This window comes from Pseudomonas fluorescens, from assembly GCF_900215245.1.
Lineage (GTDB): Bacteria > Pseudomonadota > Gammaproteobacteria > Pseudomonadales > Pseudomonadaceae > Aquipseudomonas > Aquipseudomonas fluorescens.
Map to the genome: position 1 here is coordinate 5,609,356 of NZ_LT907842.1, position 16,645 is coordinate 5,626,000.

At 60.3% G+C, this 16,645-nt stretch carries 23 protein-coding genes; 15 read left to right on the plus strand and 8 right to left on the minus strand.

The window, feature by feature from the left end; genetic code table 11:
• Nucleotides 1-2: 2 nt before the first annotated feature.
• The gene (gene galU / locus CPH89_RS25835) at nt 3-842 is read right to left on the minus strand and encodes a UTP--glucose-1-phosphate uridylyltransferase GalU (RefSeq protein ID WP_053255961.1); all 840 of its coding nucleotides are present in this window, start codon (nt 840-842) and stop codon (nt 3-5) included.
• A gap of 306 nt (nt 843-1,148) precedes the next feature.
• Here galU and CPH89_RS25840 point away from each other — a divergent pair, with 306 nt between their 5' ends.
• Both CPH89_RS25840 and CPH89_RS25845 read left to right on the plus strand, forming a co-directional pair.
• On the plus strand, nt 1,149-1,334 hold the full coding sequence (locus CPH89_RS25840) for a hypothetical protein (protein ID WP_053255960.1): 186 nt from the start codon (nt 1,149-1,151) through the stop codon (nt 1,332-1,334).
• Nucleotides 1,335-1,477: 143 nt separating this feature from the next.
• A complete protein-coding gene (locus CPH89_RS25845; RefSeq protein ID WP_053255959.1) occupies nt 1,478-1,762 on the plus strand; it encodes a hypothetical protein in 285 nt (94 codons plus the stop codon).
• A gap of 9 nt (nt 1,763-1,771) precedes the next feature.
• On the opposite strand, the gene CPH89_RS25850 is transcribed toward CPH89_RS25845, so the two are convergent.
• The gene (locus tag CPH89_RS25850) at nt 1,772-2,002 is read right to left on the minus strand and encodes a hypothetical protein (protein WP_053255958.1); all 231 of its coding nucleotides are present in this window, start codon (nt 2,000-2,002) and stop codon (nt 1,772-1,774) included.
• A 211-nt stretch (nt 2,003-2,213) separates the two neighbouring features.
• The gene (locus CPH89_RS25855) at nt 2,214-2,564 is read right to left on the minus strand and encodes a hypothetical protein (RefSeq protein ID WP_053255957.1); all 351 of its coding nucleotides are present in this window, start codon (nt 2,562-2,564) and stop codon (nt 2,214-2,216) included.
• 212 nt (nt 2,565-2,776) lie between these two features.
• Here CPH89_RS25855 and CPH89_RS25860 point away from each other — a divergent pair, with 212 nt between their 5' ends.
• From CPH89_RS25860 to ada, 4 genes are all read left to right on the plus strand, one after another.
• Nucleotides 2,777-3,079, plus strand: coding sequence for a DUF1883 domain-containing protein (locus CPH89_RS25860; protein ID WP_003173824.1), 303 nt, complete (start codon nt 2,777-2,779; stop codon nt 3,077-3,079).
• Between the two features lie 26 nt (nt 3,080-3,105).
• Nucleotides 3,106-3,273: a hypothetical protein gene (locus CPH89_RS30465; protein ID WP_096236871.1), complete on the plus strand. Its 168-nt coding sequence runs from the start codon at nt 3,106-3,108 to the stop codon at nt 3,271-3,273.
• A 3-nt stretch (nt 3,274-3,276) separates the two neighbouring features.
• On the plus strand, nt 3,277-3,942 hold the full coding sequence (gene alkB, locus CPH89_RS25870) for a DNA oxidative demethylase AlkB (RefSeq protein WP_053255956.1): 666 nt from the start codon (nt 3,277-3,279) through the stop codon (nt 3,940-3,942).
• 75 nt (nt 3,943-4,017) lie between these two features.
• Nucleotides 4,018-5,061 carry a bifunctional DNA-binding transcriptional regulator/O6-methylguanine-DNA methyltransferase Ada gene (gene ada / locus CPH89_RS25875; protein ID WP_053255955.1) on the plus strand — a complete coding sequence of 348 codons (1,044 nt, stop codon included), beginning with the start codon at nt 4,018-4,020 and terminating at the stop codon, nt 5,059-5,061.
• A 4-nt stretch (nt 5,062-5,065) separates the two neighbouring features.
• On the opposite strand, the gene CPH89_RS25880 is transcribed toward ada, so the two are convergent.
• Nucleotides 5,066-5,527: a GyrI-like domain-containing protein gene (locus tag CPH89_RS25880; protein ID WP_053255954.1), complete on the minus strand. Its 462-nt coding sequence runs from the start codon at nt 5,525-5,527 to the stop codon at nt 5,066-5,068.
• Nucleotides 5,528-5,539: 12 nt separating this feature from the next.
• Entirely contained in the window at nt 5,540-6,133 is a 594-nt protein-coding gene (locus tag CPH89_RS25885) for a CGNR zinc finger domain-containing protein (protein ID WP_053255953.1), read from the minus strand.
• A gap of 172 nt (nt 6,134-6,305) precedes the next feature.
• Here CPH89_RS25885 and CPH89_RS25890 point away from each other — a divergent pair, with 172 nt between their 5' ends.
• From CPH89_RS25890 to CPH89_RS25925, 8 genes are all read left to right on the plus strand, one after another.
• Nucleotides 6,306-7,184, plus strand: coding sequence for an alpha/beta fold hydrolase (locus CPH89_RS25890; protein ID WP_096236874.1), 879 nt, complete (start codon nt 6,306-6,308; stop codon nt 7,182-7,184).
• 109 nt (nt 7,185-7,293) lie between these two features.
• Nucleotides 7,294-8,358, plus strand: a complete 1,065-nt coding sequence (locus CPH89_RS25895; RefSeq protein ID WP_053255951.1) for an NAD(P)H-dependent flavin oxidoreductase — start codon at nt 7,294-7,296, stop codon at nt 8,356-8,358.
• Between the two features lie 114 nt (nt 8,359-8,472).
• On the plus strand, nt 8,473-9,246 hold the full coding sequence (gene modA, locus CPH89_RS25900; protein WP_053255950.1) for a molybdate ABC transporter substrate-binding protein: 774 nt from the start codon (nt 8,473-8,475) through the stop codon (nt 9,244-9,246).
• A 1-nt stretch (nt 9,247) separates the two neighbouring features.
• Nucleotides 9,248-9,928, plus strand: a complete 681-nt coding sequence (gene modB, locus CPH89_RS25905) for a molybdate ABC transporter permease subunit (protein WP_053255949.1) — start codon at nt 9,248-9,250, stop codon at nt 9,926-9,928.
• 3 nt (nt 9,929-9,931) lie between these two features.
• The gene (modC, locus tag CPH89_RS25910; RefSeq protein ID WP_053255948.1) at nt 9,932-11,011 is read left to right on the plus strand and encodes a molybdenum ABC transporter ATP-binding protein; all 1,080 of its coding nucleotides are present in this window, start codon (nt 9,932-9,934) and stop codon (nt 11,009-11,011) included.
• 74 nt (nt 11,012-11,085) lie between these two features.
• Nucleotides 11,086-12,135 (plus strand): DNA topoisomerase IB, encoded by a 1,050-nt coding sequence (locus tag CPH89_RS25915; protein WP_053255947.1) that lies wholly within the window; start codon nt 11,086-11,088, stop codon nt 12,133-12,135.
• A 124-nt stretch (nt 12,136-12,259) separates the two neighbouring features.
• Entirely contained in the window at nt 12,260-13,894 is a 1,635-nt protein-coding gene (locus tag CPH89_RS25920) for an ABC-F family ATP-binding cassette domain-containing protein (protein WP_053255946.1), read from the plus strand.
• A gap of 69 nt (nt 13,895-13,963) precedes the next feature.
• On the plus strand, nt 13,964-14,668 hold the full coding sequence (locus tag CPH89_RS25925; RefSeq protein ID WP_053255945.1) for a YoaK family protein: 705 nt from the start codon (nt 13,964-13,966) through the stop codon (nt 14,666-14,668).
• 144 nt (nt 14,669-14,812) lie between these two features.
• On the opposite strand, the gene CPH89_RS25930 is transcribed toward CPH89_RS25925, so the two are convergent.
• On the minus strand, nt 14,813-15,166 hold the full coding sequence (locus CPH89_RS25930; protein WP_053255944.1) for a hypothetical protein: 354 nt from the start codon (nt 15,164-15,166) through the stop codon (nt 14,813-14,815).
• Nucleotides 15,167-15,275: 109 nt separating this feature from the next.
• Here CPH89_RS25930 and CPH89_RS25935 point away from each other — a divergent pair, with 109 nt between their 5' ends.
• A complete protein-coding gene (locus CPH89_RS25935; RefSeq protein WP_053255943.1) occupies nt 15,276-15,533 on the plus strand; it encodes a hypothetical protein in 258 nt (85 codons plus the stop codon).
• Nucleotides 15,534-15,640: 107 nt separating this feature from the next.
• Here CPH89_RS25935 and CPH89_RS25940 read toward each other — a convergent pair whose 3' ends face one another.
• Both CPH89_RS25940 and CPH89_RS25945 read right to left on the minus strand, forming a co-directional pair.
• Complete coding sequence (locus tag CPH89_RS25940; protein WP_053255942.1) at nt 15,641-15,952, minus strand: AzlD domain-containing protein; 312 nt, start codon at nt 15,950-15,952, stop codon at nt 15,641-15,643.
• Nucleotides 15,949-16,644, minus strand: coding sequence for an AzlC family ABC transporter permease (locus CPH89_RS25945; RefSeq protein WP_053255941.1), 696 nt, complete (start codon nt 16,642-16,644; stop codon nt 15,949-15,951). The genes CPH89_RS25940 and CPH89_RS25945 overlap by 4 nt, the downstream gene beginning before the upstream one ends.
• Nucleotide 16,645: the final 1 nt, after the last annotated feature.

Below are 16,645 nucleotides of genomic sequence, written 5' to 3' on the forward strand. Positions count from 1 at the left end.
AATCAGTAAGCCTTGCCAGTTTTGTAGAAGTGCTCATAGCAGAAGTTGGTCGCCTCGATGTAGCCTTCAGCGCCACCGCAGTCGAAACGACGGCCTTTGAACTTGTAGGCAATCACGCAGCCGTCTTTGGCTTGCTTCAACAGAGCGTCAGTGATCTGGATCTCGCCGCCCTTGCCTGGCTCGGTTTCTTCGATCAATTTGAAGATGTCCGGGGTCAGGATGTAACGGCCAATGATAGCCAGGTTCGAAGGTGCATCTTCCGGCGCTGGCTTTTCAACCATGTCACGTACGCGAATCAGGCCATCACCAATGTCGTCGCCAGCGATTACGCCGTACTTGTTGGTTTCCAGAGGATCGACCTCTTGAACTGCAACGATGGTGCAGCGGTATTTCTGGTACAGCTTGACCATCTGGGTCAGTACGCCGTCGCCTTCCAGATTGACGCACAGGTCATCCGCCAGTACCACAGCGAACGGTTCGTCACCGATCAGTGGGCGGCCGGTCAGGATCGCGTGGCCGAGGCCTTTCATCTGGGTTTGACGGGTGTACGAGAACGAGCACTCGTCGAGCAATTTACGGATACCGACCAGGTATTTTTCCTTGTCGGTGCCCTTGATCTGGTTTTCCAGCTCATAGCTGATGTCGAAGTGGTCTTCCAGCGCGCGCTTACCACGGCCGGTAACGATGGAAATTTCGTTCAGACCGGCATCCAGTGCCTCTTCGACGCCGTACTGAATCAGTGGCTTGTTCACCACCGGCAGCATCTCTTTAGGCATGGCTTTGGTCGCTGGCAAGAAGCGAGTGCCGTAACCGGCTGCTGGGAACAAGCATTTCTTGATCATATGAGTCCTTACAAAGGGCTGTGCGTACGGAATTCGGCGCAGTCTAATGAGGCCGCAGTCACCTTACAATGGGTCCTGCTGGCGTTGCGATGTCAACATAGAGAAAAAATGTGCGCGTAAGTTCCGCTGATCCTACAAGGGCGTTACCAACGGCACGACAAACCACGCCTTGACCCCTTTGATTAAGAGGGCTGTCAATGTTTTAGCACGCTTTTCGACGCAAGGCACTGACCTGCAACAACTTGCCCGCTCCCAGCGCGTTTGGCGCTATGATTACGCACTTGAACCACACCACGAGATTGATAGATGTCAGAACCCAAAGGCGTAAACGGCTACCTGATCACAAAGCGAGCGGACGGCTGGCACCTGATCAACTTCCACGGTGACAGCGTCGCCGGGGCATTTGCGACCGAAAGCCAGGCTGTTGCAGTCGCCGAGGTGTTCGTGGATGAAGCTGGCCACGCGTCGAGCAAAAGACCCAAGGGCAAGTAAGCCTGCAGGCCCTTTGCAAAAAGCCCCGATGATCGGGGCTTTTTTGTGATTGGCTGTACCTAGGTGGCAGTTCGCTATAATCTTGCGCAAACGCCCCACGACAGTGTCAGCGCCCCTCCAACACCCTCGACGACGATTCCACTATGAACAAGATTCTGGCACTGCCTGCACTACTGGCGCTGATGGCCGGCTGCACCACCACTTCCGATACTTACCTGAAAAATGGCGAGCAAGGCCTGACCATCGACTGCTCGGGCGAGGCCAACTCGTGGGCCAGTTGCTACGAAAAAGCCGATGCTTCCTGCGCCGGCACCGGCTACCGCATCGTCGGCACCGAAGGCACGCCTGCGTTGAAGGAAAGCGACAAGACCCTTGGCAAAGACGTGGGTAACTTCAAGAGCCGCAGCGTGGTTGTCGTTTGCAAGTAAGCCTGAGGGCTACAGGTGAATTTCTGCGAACTTGATGCCAAGGCCGCGCAGGATTTCTATCAGGTCATCCAGGCGCGCAAATGATTCGACTTCATCGTGCTCATCCACCAAGAAATAACTACGACCGCCGCTTTTCTTGAAGAACACGATCCACTCGCCCAGGTCGGCAGGATTCTGGATGACATGGGTGGCCGAGATTTCGCCCTCGGCATGGCGGGCTGTGACGTGTTCACGTTTCATGACGATTTCCAGAAAAGACAAATGCCGCGCATTCTCAAGGCTTGCGCGGTATTTTTTTGGATTGGATAACCAACAGTTTAACGGATCTGCAAACCCCAGGGTAATGATCCTTTGTCGACGACACCTGACATCAACGCCAAAAAAAACCTGATGCCACTATCGCAGCGTCAGGCTTTTTTATCGGATTCAACGGCGTGGGTGAGCCTGAGGCTCAGCCGGAAATACACGCCTCAGCGGCTTTCTTGATATCACCCGGGCGGATCGGGACATTGGACATGCTCTCGTAGAGCTTGATGCTGCTGCCGCTGGAGCGATCTTCAATCTCGAAGATTGCCGAAGGGTCGGCCGAGAATTTCTGCGGCACAATCACCTGTATACCATCCTTATGGGGCTCGATCTGCGGCGGGCGACGGGTGTCGGCCAGCTTGCGCACCACACAGGCGGCATATTCCGGCGGTTTTTTCCCGGAAATCACCACCAACGTTGGCGGGGTCTGCTTGATATCTGCAACCGAAGCACATCCACCTATCGCCAAGGCCAGAACCAACACACTCCACTTCATACTAAAACCTCCGATAAAGACCCTACGACAGCTTAGAGAGTAAATTTCTCCCGCCAATGTAGGATTTATCTCTGAAAACTCGGTAAATAACTGTTTTAAATTGTCGAAGTCGTCGACGACGACCCGATAATAAACGCGCTGGGGCTGATAAACTCTATCTTAACCTACGTATCATTCTGATTTTTCAGAAAAAGCCCTTCTGGAGACACCCCATGAAATTCATCCACCAGCGCGAGCACCTCAACGAGGGCGACATCGTTGTCATCGAATGCTCGCAGACCTGCAATATTCGCCTGATGAGCGATGCCAATTTTCGCAGCTTCAAGAACGGCGGCCGCCACACCTACCACGGCGGTGCGTTCGACAAATTCCCGGCGAAAATTACCGCGCCCAGCACCGGTTTCTGGAACATCACCCTGGACGTGGTAACACGTCGCGCCATCAGCGTTACCCGTAAACCCGCGTTGTCCCACAAGATCCGCATCGTTCGTCGCACCAGCACCAAACTGAGCTGAGCCGAACCCTCGACAGGAAACAAGCTGTGACCACCACGACCAAATACGTCATCAAGTACAAGCTCAACGGCGAACGTCGCTTTGAGTTCGCGCAATTGCACACCAACAGTGTCGAAGAGGCCAAGCAAGCCCTGGCGAAAATCCACGATGCCAGTGACGAAATCACTGACATCAACGTGAGTAAGGCGCTGTAAGCCATGCCTGGGCCGACTGCCGACCTGTTCGCCGAGGATGCGTTGCAGCAACCTGCGCGGCGCGAACAGATTGGCGAAGAGTCCTACGTACTGAGGGGCTATGCCCTGCCCTGGATTGAGCGCCTGCTGCCTGAGCTTCGCCAGGTGCTGGCCCAAGCGCCGTTTCGGAAAATGGTCACGCCCGGCGGCTTTACCATGTCAGCGGCGCTGAGCAGTTGCGGCGCACTGGGCTGGACCACCGACACGTCCGGCTATCGCTACAGCCCCCTCGACCCGCGCAGCCAACACCCCTGGCCAGCCATGCCCAGCGCGCTGCGCCAACTCGCCACACGTGCGGCAGCCGAGGCCGGCTTCAGCGCGTTTTCCCCGGATGCCTGCCTGATCAACCGCTATGTGCCTGGGGCCAAGATGTCCCTGCATCAGGATAAAAACGAGCGCAACTACGACGCCCCGGTGGTTTCTGTGTCGCTGGGCCTGCCGGCGATTTTCCTGTTCGGCGGCGCTGAGCGCAGCAGCAAGCCCCAGAAGATCGCCTTGTTCCACGGTGATATCGTGGTCTGGGGCGGCGTTGATCGCTTGCGTTTTCATGGGGTGATGCCGATCAAGGACGGCGTGCACCCGATCATGGGCCCACAACGCATCAACCTGACCTTTCGTACCGCCGGCTGATTTGACCGCAAGCTTCGGAGTGCCGAGTATCCCCGCAGCGGCTAATCTGCCCGTGATCCGTCAAGAGTGCAGGCCATGAACAACGAACATGACCCACGCTGGGCCGCCATCATCGCCCGCGATGCCAAGGCAGACACGCTGTTTGTCTACGGCGTAAAAACCACAGGCGTGTATTGCCGCCCCAGCAGCGCCTCGCGTTTGCCACGCCCGCAAAACATCGAATTCTTCGACACCCCCGAGCAAGCCGAGGCTGCCGGTTATCGCCCGAGCAAGCGCGCCGCCGGTGACCAGACCCAACTGGCTGCGCACCATGCGCACTTGGTGGCGACGGCGTGCCGGTACATAGAACAGGCCGAAACGCCGCCCAGCCTGGATGAAGTCGCCCGTCTGGCCGGGCTGAGCGCCTTTCATTTCCACCGCGTATTCAAAGCCATCACCGGCCTCACCCCCAAGGGATACGCCAGCGCCCTGCGCGCGCGCAAAATACGCGACGGCCTCTTGAACGAGCACTCGGTCACTGACGCGCTGTATGACGCAGGCTTCAACTCCAACAGCCGCTTCTACGAGTCCGCCGATCAATTACTGGGCATGACGCCGACGGACTACCGGGCCGGCGGCACTAACAGTGAGATTCGCTTTGCCGTCGGACAATGTTCACTGGGCGCGATTCTGGTGGCACAGAGCCAACGCGGCGTGTGTGCGATTTTGCTGGGGGATGACCCGGACAAACTGGTGCGAGACCTGCAGGATCAATTTGCGCAGGCACAATTGGTGGGCGCGGACCGCCACTTCGAACAGCTGATTGCCCAGGTCGTGGGCTTTATCGAAGCGCCTGCGCTGGGGTTGGATTTGCCGCTGGACTTACGCGGTACCGCCTTTCAGGAGCGAGTATGGCGGGCGCTGCGCGATATTCCGCTGGGCAGCACCGCCAGTTATGCGCAGATTGCCGAGCGTATCGGCGCCCCCAAATCCTTTCGCGCCGTGGCCCAGGCCTGTGGCGCCAACTGCCTGGCGGTGGCGATCCCCTGCCATCGCGTGGTGCGCAGCGACGGCGAGTTGTCGGGCTACCGCTGGGGCGTAGAACGCAAGCGGCAGCTGCTGGAGCGCGAACGCCAGTAATGGCCTAGCGGATGCCGATATAAATTCGCGCCACTTCGTCTGCCTGATAGACCTCGAAGTCAGTGACAAACGCCCGCGACTCGACACCCGGTTTTTCGAAATAAGCCCAGACCTGTTGCCAGGTGGCAATGATTGCGTCCGGCATTGGCCCGCGCGCCTCAAACACCAAATACCGGCCCGGCTCGATCACCAGGCTTTCAAAGCCTTGCGCCGCTGCGGTGGAGGCAACACCCGCCATCACATCAAAAAAACCACTCGCATCCGACTCATAGCCGCTGTACACCCCGTACACCGGCGAGTCGGGGTGCTTGCCCGGAATTGCCTGGTAAAGCCCCTGCTCAAAAAACCGTTGCCACAGCGGGCCGATTTTCGCGCTCGCGGGCAGCATTTCATCGGCATTGCGGGTCCGCACTTGCAAGCCCGAGACCCTGGTTGCTGCCACGACCTGTTCCTTGATTGCTGGCAAAGCCCTCTCCTTTCAACGCTGCAATTGACGTTTACGGAATTCGGCGACTTTATGCCGGTTACCGCACAAGGCCATGCTGCACCAGCGACGCTTATGGGCCTTGGTCCGATCATAAAACCACAGCACGCATTCCGGATGCTCGCACCGCCGGATCAAATTGAAATCGCCGGCCACCAATAAATTAGCTGCAGCTTCGGCAATCGGCGACAAAAATTGCTCTGCCGTCTGCGATTTGCGTTGACGCTCCAACAGCGGCGCCCCGGACGCCGGCCAGACCAGCTGTGGATGGCTGACTGCCTTGCGCAAAAAACTGTTGAGCGCCGTGGGATTGCCGACCTGACCGAGCTTGCGCGTCGCGACGAGGTCACGGACCACCTCGCGCAACTCACGTGCGGCGGCGAGCAAGGCGCCCTCTTCAAACGCAGGCATGGCCGCTGGCTGAACCCACTCCAAACGCACTAACCAACGCTGGACGTCAGCGTCGGTCTGCCAGAAATCCCACGGCATGCCATCGATATTCGCCAGGGTATTGAGCATGTCCAACACCGGGTCATCGGCAAGCACATAGGGTTCCAAGGGTGCCGCTGGGGGCGTAGGGATGGCCATGATTCGTCCTCGTGTTCATCGCGCAATCGTAACCACTATTTTTGCGCATGGGTAGTTACATTCGACAAACAGCTAACCTGAAATATTAATTTGACAGGTTACATAATTCAGCGCAGCGTTTAAATGGTAACCCGTAATAACCACTAAACAAGTTACCTAAGGTATGCCTGCCATGTCGATCCAAGCCCCTGTCGTTCGCTACCATCACGTCGATGCCGATGGTGTGCGCATGTTCTACCGTGAAGCCGGCGACCCGGCCGCACCGGTGATATTGCTGCTGCACGGCTTTCCCAGCTCCTCGCACATGTACCGCGACCTGATCCCGCTGCTCGCCACACGCTTCAGGGTTATCGCGCCCGACTTGCCGGGCTTCGGCTTCAACGAAATACCTGCCGAGCGCGCTTACCACTACAGCTTCGATAACCTGGCGGTGACTGTCGGGCATTTCGTCGATGCGCTGAAGCTGTCCCGCTACGCGCTGTACGTGTTCGATTACGGCGCACCGGTAGGCCTGCGGCTGGCCGTGGCGCACCCAGAACGGGTCAGTGCGCTGATCTCGCAAAACGGCAACGCTTACCTGGAAGGCTTGGGCGATGCCTGGGCACCGATCCGCGCCTATTGGGCCGAGCCGAGCCAGGCCAACCGAGACGTGATCCGCACAGCGGTGATCAGCCTGGACGGCACGCGCTACCAGTACTTGCACGGCGTGAGTGAACCGCAACGGGTTGCGCCCGAGTCCTACATGCTGGATGCGCTGTTGATGCAGCGCCCCGGCAATGCCGAGATTCAGCTGGACCTGTTCCTCGATTACCGCAACAACCTCACGCTCTATCCGGCGTTCCAAGCGTTCTTCAAAGCCAGCCAGGTGCCCACCCTGGTGATCTGGGGCCAGCACGATCCGTTCTTCATCCCGCCCGGCGCCCATGCCTACAAAAGGGATAACGCGAATGCCGTGGTCGAGCTGCTCGACACCGGCCACTTCGCCCTGGAAACCCACGCAGTGCTTATCGCTGAGCGCATTCATGCGGTGCTGGGCGAGGCGATTGACTGAAGTCGCTACACGAAATCTCGGCTTCGTCCAGTGAATAAAACAGACTGGCCGGGTGCCAAGGGCCCTGCTAAAACAGCGAAAAGACCGACGACTGCTGGAGACGCATCCCATGAGCACCTGGCCAGACACCCGAATCCTCGACCTGCTGGGCATTGAAGTGCCGATTATCCAGGCCCCAATGGCGGGTGCGACCACCACCGCTATGGTCATCGCGGCCAATCACGCAGGCGGGCTGGGCTCTGTGCCGGCGGCCGCGCTGAGTCTCGAGCAACTGCGTGAAGCCTTGAGCACCGTTCGCCAGGCAAGCTCGCGCCCGATTAACGTGAATTTCTTCTGCCATCAACCGCCCGCTGCGGATGCGGTGCGTGACCGCCACTGGAAGGCGTTGCTGGAACCTTATTACCGCGAACTCGGCGCCGATTTTGATGCGCCAACCCCCCTCTCCAACCGCGAGCCGTTCAGCGAGGCCACCTGCAAAGTGGTCGAGGAATTTCGTCCCGAGGTGGTGAGTTTTCACTTTGGCCTGCCCGAAAAAGCCTTGCTCGACCGGGTAAAAGCCACTGGGGCCAAGGTGCTGTCATCGGCCACTACCGTAGAAGAAGCCATCTGGCTGGAACAGCATGGCTGCGATGCAATTATTGCGATGGGGCTAGAGGCTGGCGGGCATCGTGGGTTGTTTCTCAGCGACGACCTCAATACCCAGATCGGGCTGATGGCACTGGTGCCGCAAATTGTCGACGCAGTGAGCGTGCCGGTGATTGCCGCTGGCGGAATGGGTGATGCGCGCGGGATTGTCGCGGCATTCGCCCTGGGCGCGTCAGCCGTCCAGATCGGCACCGCCTACCTGTTCACGCCTGAAGCCAACGTAACCGCCTCCCACCACTTTGCACTGCGTCATGCCCAGGCCAGCGAAACGGCGCTGACCAACCTGTTCACCGGCCGCCCGGCACGCGGGATCGTCAACCGCGTGATGCGTGAACTCGGCGCGATCAACCCGGCCGCGCCTGCCTTCCCGACCTCCGGCGGCGCCTTGATGCCGCTCAAGGCCAAGGATGAAGCGGGTTTCAGCAACCTGTGGTCAGGCCAGGCACTGCGCCTGGGTAAAGATCTCTCCACTTATGACCTGACGCGGCAGTTGGCGGAGCAGACCCTCGCCAAGCTCACGCGCGACTGACCTGTGGGGCAACTTTGCACTGTACCGGCAATGGCCAACCGCTATATATTCCCGTACATAGCGGTAGAGTCTTCCCCCTATAACAAGCCGTACACCGCCCAAAGGAGCTGCTTCATGATGATCCGCGCCTCACGCTTGGCCCCCACTGCCCTGGTAACCGTTATTGCCGCCCTTGCCTGCGGCTCGGCCCAAGCCGATGAAGTGCAGGTCGCCGTCGCCGCCAACTTCACCGCGCCGATCCAGGCGATCGCCGCCGACTTCGAAAAAGACACCGGCCACAAACTCGTCGCAGCTTACGGCGCCACCGGTCAGTTCTATACGCAGATCAAGAACGGCGCGCCGTTCGACGTGTTCCTCAGCGCTGACGACACCACCCCGCAAAAACTCGAAACCGAGGGCGACACGCTCAAAGGCTCGCGCTTCACCTACGCGGTCGGCACCCTGGCGCTGTGGTCGGCCAAAGAAGGTTATGTGGATGCCAAAGGCGACGTGCTGAAAAAGAATGCCTTCAAGCACCTCTCCATCGCCAACCCGAAAGCCGCTCCATACGGCCTGGCCGCCACTCAAGTACTGGCTAAAGAAGGCTTGACCGACCAGGTCAAGGACAAGCTCGTAGAAGGCCAGAACATCACCCAGGCCTATCAATTCGTGTCCACCGGCAATGCTGAGTTGGGCTTTGTTGCCCTGTCGCAAATCTACAAAGACGGCAAACTCAGCAGCGGCTCGGCCTGGATCGTCCCGGCGGCCCTGCATGACCCAATCAAACAGGACGCCGTGATCCTCGCCAAAGGCAAAGACAGCGCCGCCGCCAAGGCCCTGGTCGAGTACCTCAAGGGTCCGAAAGCCGCAGCGGTCATCAAGGCCTACGGTTACGAGTTGGCCAACTAAAATGCCGCTGTCGAGTGCCGATTTTTCCGCAATCTGGTTGACCATCAAACTGGCGTCACTGACCACCGTGATCCTGCTGGTCATCGGCACTCCGATTGCGCTGTGGCTGGCGCGCACCGGTTCGCGGTGGCGCGGTCCCATCGGTGCGATTGTCGCGTTACCGTTGGTGTTGCCACCGACGGTGATCGGTTTCTACCTGCTCTTGACCATGGGCCCCCATGGTTACTTCGGCCAGTTCACACAGTGGCTGGGCCTGGGCACCCTGACCTTCAGTTTTGCCGGGCTGGTGATTGGCTCGGTGATCTATTCCATGCCGTTTGTGGTGCAACCGTTGCAAAACGCCTTTTCTGCCATCGGCACTCGCCCATTGGAAGTGGCCGCAACGCTACGCGCCAATCCTTGGGATACGTTTTTCACGGTGATCCTGCCCCTCGCGCGCCCCGGGTTTATCACCGCGTCGATTCTCGGTTTCGCGCACACCGTCGGCGAGTTCGGTGTGGTGCTGATGATCGGCGGCAACATCCCGGATAAAACACGCGTGGTCTCGGTGCAGATCTACGACCACGTCGAAGCCATGGAATATGCCCAGGCCCATTGGCTGGCGGGCGCCATGGTGGTCTTCGCTTTCGTTGTGTTGCTGGCGCTCTATTCCAGCCGTAAAACCAAGATGGGCTGGAGCTGATCGATGATTGATGTACGCCTGAACCTGCACTATTCCGGCTTTGCGCTGGATGTCGACCTGCATGTGCCCGGCCGCGGCGTCACCGCGCTGTACGGGCATTCCGGCTCGGGCAAAACCACATGCCTGCGCTGTATCGCCGGGCTGGAGCGCGCTGAAGACGCGCGGGTCCAGGTCAACGGCGAGGTCTGGCAAGACAGTCGCCTGGGGCTGTTCGTGCCGCCGCACAAACGTGCCTTGGGCTATGTGTTCCAGGAAGCCAGCCTGTTTCCCCATCTGTCGGTACGGGCCAATCTGGAGTTCGGCTTCAAGCGCATCCCACGCAAGCTGCGCCGTGTGGACATGGCTCACGCGACCGAGCTGCTGGGCATTGGCCACCTGCTCAAGCGCCACCCGCAGCATTTGTCCGGCGGCGAGCGCCAGCGCATCGGCATCGCCCGCGCATTGCTCACCAGCCCCCAGTTGTTGTTGATGGATGAACCGCTGGCGGCGCTGGACAGCCAACGCAAAAGCGAGATCCTGCCGTACCTCGAACGCCTGCACGACGAACTGGAAATCCCCCTGCTGTACGTCAGCCATGCCCAGGACGAAGTGGCACGGCTGGCCGATCACATTGTGTTGCTCAGCGACGGCAAGGCCCTGGCAAGCGGCCCCATCGGCGAGACCCTGGCGCGCCTGGATTTGCCCCTGGCCCTGGGCGATGACGCCGGCGTGGTCATCAATGGCAGCGTCAGCGCCTATGACGCGCACTATCAATTACTTACCCTGCAATTGCCCCACAGTGCGTTGTGCATGCGCGTGGCCCATACACCTCTGGCGTTGGGCAAACAGCTGCGAATCAAAGTGCAAGCGCGCGACGTCAGCCTGAGCCTGCAGGCGCAAGAGCACAGCAGCATCCTCAACCGCCTGCCGGTGACGGTCACTGAGGAGATGTCGGCGGATAACAGCGCCCATGTGCTGGTGCGCCTGGATGCTGCGGGTACGCCGCTGTTGGCGCGCATTACGCGCTTCTCCCGCGACCAGTTGCAAGTGCATCCCGGCCAGACACTGTGGGCGCAAATCAAGGCGGTGGCGGTACTCGCATAACTTTTTTGCACGCGCGCAAAACCCTGCGGTCAATCAGTCATACCGGCCTGATCCGTTGCCAAGGAATTTGCACGATGCCCGACTCCGCCCCGATTGCCGAGCTGCCCCGCGACCTGCATTACGTTGACGACACGCAGCCCGGCATTCGCCGTAAAAAGCTGCGCGGCAAGTTCCAGTATGTCGACGCCAAAGGCCAACGCATCACCGATGCCGAGGAAATCAAACGCCTGAATGCCCTGGCCGTGCCGCCGGCCTACACCGACGTGTGGATCTGCGCCGACCCGCGTGGCCATCTGCAAGCGACCGGCCGCGATGCGCGCGGTCGTAAACAGTACCGCTACCACACGCGCTGGCGAGAGGTGCGCGACACCGACAAATATTCGCGGCTGCAGGAATTCGGCAATGCCCTACCCAAACTGCGCAAGCAACTGGAGGCGCAAATTGCCGCCCCAGGCTTCACGCGCGAGAAAGTCCTTGCCACGGTGGTGATGCTGCTGGATGCGACGCTGATCCGTGTCGGCAACACCCAGTACGCCCGCGACAACAAATCCTATGGGCTGACCACCCTGCGCAACCGCCATGTGGACGTCAAGGGCAGCGAAATCCAGTTCCAGTTTCGCGGCAAGAGCGGCGTCGAGCATCAGATCAGCGTCAAGGACCGACGCCTGGCCACGGTGGTCAAGCGCTGCCTGGAATTGCCGGGGCAGAACCTGTTTCAGTACCTGGACGAAGCCGGCGAGCGCCACACGGTCAGCTCCCACGACGTGAATGCGTATTTGCACAGCCTGACCGGCGCCGACTTTACCGCCAAGGACTATCGCACCTGGGCCGGCACCGCGATGGCACTCGCGGTGCTGCGGGAATTGGCGTGGCAACCGGAATCGGACGCCAAGCGGCATGTGGTGGCGATGGTCAAGGATGTCGCCAAGCAACTGGGCAACACCCCGGCCGTGTGTCGCAAGTGCTATATCCACCCGGCGGTGCTCGAGCATTTCAGCCTGGGCGAACTGTCCAGCTTGCCAAAACCGCGCAAGCGCACCGGCTTGAAAGCCGAAGAAGTTGCCTTGGCGATGTTCCTCGAACAACTGGCCGCTGACTTGCCGAAAAACGCCAAGGTGGGGTAGCCTTGGCGTCCCTTCTGACTCACGGGATGACCGCCGACGTGAACAACTAAGCCTTCCAAAATGTAGCTGCCATGAGCCGCCCGGTGCGCTTGTTGGCCTGTTCGACATTTTTTTGGAGGTGCTGATGACTGACGTCAAACGGCTGCCCGTACTCGTATCCCTGCAACACGTGAGCTTCCAGTTCGCCAATGGCGAAACCCTGCTGGAAGATTTGAACCTGTCGATTGATCACACGCCCACCGGGATTGTCGGCCGCAATGGTCGCGGCAAAAGTGTCTTGGCGAAGTTGATCGCCGGGGCGCTGACGCCCTCCTCCGGCACCCTCGACCGTAAGGCCCGCGTGGCGTACGTGGCGCAATCCCCGGAGATTGAAACGGGCGCAAGCATCGCCGGTTTCACCCGTACGGCCGAGGCCCTGGCCGCGCTTGCGCGCATGGCCAGGGGCATGCCCCAGGCCAATGACCTCGAAGTGATCGACGATCGCTGGGACCTTGCCGAACGTCTGCGCGCCGCCCTTGATGCCGCCGGTTTGCAAGCCCTCGGTTTTGATGCCCCGGCCGATCAATTGAGTGGCGGCCAACAGGCCCGGGTCGCCGTGATTGGTGCGCTGCTGGCGGCGCCGGATCTGCTGGTGCTGGATGAGCCCACTAACCACCTCGACAGCGCCGGCCGCGACTGGCTGCTGAACCGCCTCGCCGATTGGCGTGGTGGCCTGGTGGTGGTCAGCCATGATCGGCAGTTGCTCAACACCCTGGCGCGCATCGTCGAGCTTTCGCCCCTCGGCGCACGGGTGTACGGCGGCAACTATGATGCCTATCGCCGGCAACGCGACAGCGAACACCAGGCTGCGGTTGCGGCAGTTGAGCACGCGCGCCTGGCGCGCAGCCGCGAACGCAAGCGCCTGCAAAAGGATCACGACAGCCTGCAACGCAGTGCTGCCCGCGCGCGCAAACACGCCGAGACCGCCAATGTCTCGCGGTTTACCAAAGCCCGCTGGAAAGGCGCCGCCAAGGAAATCGTCAGCACGGTACGCAGCGCACATCATGCGTATAAAAACGAGCTTGATGGGCACGTGCGCGACGCCTACGAACGTGTTGTCGATGAAACACCTACCCTGCTTGCGCTGCCTGGCTCGGCACTGCCCAACGGCCGACACGTACTGACAGTGGAGAACGCCCAACTGCCATGGCTCGACCCACGGCAGCCGTCTGCCTACGTCACGCTTGACCTGTCGGGCCCGGTACGCGTGGCCGTGCGCGGCCCCAATGGTTGCGGCAAATCCACACTGCTCAAACTGCTGGCGGGCCAATCGCAGCCTGTCAGCGGCGACTGTGCGGTGCACGTGCCCTGCGCGTATATCGATCAACAGCTCGCGCTGCTGGACGACCAACGCTCCCTCGTAGAGCAACTCAACCTGCTCGACACGCCGCTGGCCGAAGCGCAGTTGCGCACACGCCTGGCTCTGCTGCAACTGGATGCGTTGCGCGTCACTCAACCCGTAGGCCGATTAAGTGGTGGCGAGCGTTTGAAGGCCGCGATGGCGATTGCCTTGTGGCGTGAAGTACCGGCGCAACTGCTGCTACTGGACGAGCCGACCAACCACCTGGACCTGGAGTCGGTGCTGGCGTTTGAACAGGCGCTGCAAGGGTTTAGCGGCGCAATAGTCGCGGTGTCCCACGACGAAGCGTTTGTGCAGGCGATTCGGCCGACCCATCACTTGATCTGGCAACCAGCGGGATGGCACCTGGAGTATGTCTGAGGTCATTGCATGCGCAATCAAAGCGCACTACGGTGGTGGCCGAATAATCTCACCGAGGAGCCCGGCCCCATGCTGCCTTCGTCCCAACGACTTTACGCCAGTGCCGCACTCGCCCATCGCCAACGCTGGCGCGGGCGCGTCGGCATGATGCTGGTGGCCAGCCTTTCCGTGCTGGCGGGCATGACCGATGCGATTGGCTTCATGGCCAGCGGTGATTTTGTCTCGTTCATGAGTGGTAACACCACGCGCCTGGCAGTGGCTATCAGCGCAGGTGACCTCGGCCTGACCGGGCGCTTGCTGTTGCTGGTGCTGGTGTTTGTGGTCGGCAACGCCTTGGGCGTGGTGGTCAGCCGGCTCAGTCGGCGGCATGCACTGCCGTTGCTGATGTGCATCGCCACCTTGTTGTGTGGCGCAGCCGTGTGGCCCTACGACAATGACTTGCCAGCGTTGCTGGCGGCGATTACGGCCATGGGCATGCTCAACGCCGCAGTGGAAGAGGTCAACGGCTTGCCGGTGGGCCTGACGTATGTGACGGGCGCGCTGTCCCGCTTTGGCCGCGGGCTGGGGCGCTGGATGCTCGGCGAGCGCCGCAACGGCTGGCGGGTGCAACTGGTGCCGTGGGCCGGGATGTTTGTGGGGGCGGTGATCGGCGCGGTGCTGGAGCATCAGCTTGGCCTCAAGGCGCTGCTGGTCAGTGGCGCATTGGCCGCGTTGCTGGGGTTGGTGTCACTGAAGATTCCCAGGCGCTGGCACCTGGGCTACATGCCACGCTAGGAAGACAGGAGGCTCGCCCGACGTTTCGGCCTCGACATCCGTGTGCTGGTAAAGAGCTATCACGTCGAGCGAGCGGAAAGAATGATAAGCCAATGCCCGCCAGTTGTAGCGCCGGGCATTTCCGAATATCACTAAGGCAAAGGATTACAGACAGGTCGCGAGTGCCGCCAAACGGCGTTTAGCCGGCATCGTGTCCTCGGCCGCGTAGTACTTCACGCTGGAGCCTGCGCCAGCGACGCGCACGTCGACAAAGTAATCGCCGCCGGTGGTGTAGACGGTAAACCCACCCGCCTCAAGCGGCTCCTTGAAGCCCCCGGCGTCCACGCCGAATACCGCTTCGTCCTGCCAGCCGAACTGAATACATTGGGCAACCACCAGCGTGGCCTTGTCCGACGCCAGGGTCTTGTAGGGCTGACCTGCGCGCGCGTCTTTCATCTTCGAGCCCGCGCAACCGGACAGTGCCGCCACTACCAATGCGCCAATTACCAGCTTGTGCATGCCATCGCCTCCTTGTAAAAAATGCGACTCTACCATTAGCCAGCGACACCCAAGGATTATTCAGTCACCCTGTCGCCGACTTGCAACCTCGCTTCTACCTGGAAACCCGATGACCCCCAACGCCGAGCGCTACAACCCTTCCACCGACTACGCCGACAAGCTGGTCAGTCGCATCGGCCAGACACCTGCGTGGATCGCCAAGCGTATCGGTGTCACGGACAAGCGCATTCGCTACATTCTCGATGGCGAGCGTACCGTCAAGGGTGAGAGCACGCCGATCCAGATGACCTACACCGAGCAGTTCGCCCTGGAATGCCTGGCGGCCGAAGCCAAGGCCAGGAAGAAGCCGGTACCGGCCGCCGAATGAATTTAGTTTCACTGTGAAGGGAGCGCACACTGCCTATAGTCAGCAGGCTCATTTTTAAGAAATCTCCCTTCTGCCCGCTCTCCCGCGGGCTTTTTTTTGCTGCTGATTCAGCGCCACCAGCGAAACAGATAGAACAACGCCATGCTGAGCAGCACGGTGATCAGGACGCTGCGCGTCCAGTACATCAATGCCACGGCGCAAATACCGGCCAGCAGGTAAGGGTTGGCCGGGCTCAGGTTGAGCGTGTGATCCGCGAGGAAAATAATCGGCCCGCAAATCGCCGTGAGCATGCCCGGCACTGCAAACCCGAGAAACTCGCGCGCACCGCGGTTGAGGCGCACCGGCAGGCGTGGCTCGATAAACAGGTAACGGTTGAGAAACACCGCCAGGCCCATGGCCACGATCATGATGTAGATCATTTCAGCCCGACTCCCAGTCGTTTGCAGGCAAACCCTGCGCTCATCCCCAGCACACCGGACACCACCACCGCCGATTCCCAGTGCAGGTAACTCAGCCATACCGAGCACAGCAAGGACACTGCGACGCACACCACGGTAGGCACGTCGCGCACGACGGGGGTGATTAACGCGATAAACGTCGCGGCGATGGAAAACTCCAGCCCCAATTGATCAAGGCCGGGAATGCTTTTGCCAAGCACGATGCCGGCCAGGGTGAAGAGGTTCCAGATGATATAGAACGTCAGGCCGACGCCCAGGGCATACCAGCGGTTGAAGGTCTCACGGTCATAGTGGTTGACCAGGGCGAAGAACTCATCGGTCAGCAGAAATCCCAGGCTCATGCGCCAGCGGGTATTGAGCGATGAGAGTGTCGGGCGCATATGCATGCCGTAGAGCAAGTGCTGGGAAGTCAGCAGCAAGGTGGTCAGCACAATCGAAATCAGGCTGGCGCCACCCTTGACCATACCGATAGCCACCAACTGGGCCGCACCGGCGAACACAATGGCGGACAAGCCCTGGGCCTGCAGCGGGGTAAATTGCGCATCAATGGCCATCGAGCCGGCCAGCAGCCCCCAAGGCGCACAGGCCAGGGAGAGCGGAATAACGGCAATGGCGCCGCGTCCGAACGCGTAGTGAGGTAAGGCTGTAGGCATG